Here is a 578-nt window from a genome sequence, read left to right as displayed (position 1 = left end):
ACCCACTTGACCGACCGTAGCGCCGACAGGCCCAGTGGCTGCAGCGACAACTAAGGTTTCGCCTTTTTGTGGTTTACCGATATCAGTCAGACCCATGTAGCCGGTGAAGCCGGGCATACCTAATACACCCAAACCATAAGAAGGGTTTGCCATGTTTTTATCAAGCTTAAGAACACCTTCGCCATCGCTGACGCTGTAGTCCTGCCAGCCGGAATTTGATACCACCAAATCACCGACAGCAAATTTATCGATATTAGACTCGACGACTTGAGCAACTGTGCCGCCCATGATGACGTCACCGACTGCTAATGGGTCAGCGTAGCTTTTGGCATCGCTCATACGTCCACGCATATATGGGTCTAATGACAGATATACCGTGCGTAATAACATCTCGTTATCGTTTGGCGTTGGGATGTCGCTGGTTGTCATGTCAAAGTTGTCAGCGGTTGGTTCGCCGTTCGGGCGGCTGGCAAGTTTGATTTGACGGTTGGTTTGTTGGTTCTGTTGTTTGTCGAAGCTCATTGTAGGACTCCTTTATATTTATTCATTGTGATTATTATAGTGGTATTAAATGTAGT

At 47.6% G+C, this 578-nt stretch carries 1 pseudogene; it reads right to left on the bottom strand.

The features are described 5' to 3' along the window. Positions 1-522, bottom strand: a pseudogene (locus ACS8FC_RS19455) (NADP-dependent oxidoreductase); the annotation flags it as partial. Between the last annotated feature and the right edge of the window lie 56 nt (positions 523-578).

The organism is Psychrobacter sp. 1Y4, assembly GCF_051847555.1.
This window is presented reverse-complemented; position numbering and strand designations above follow the sequence as displayed.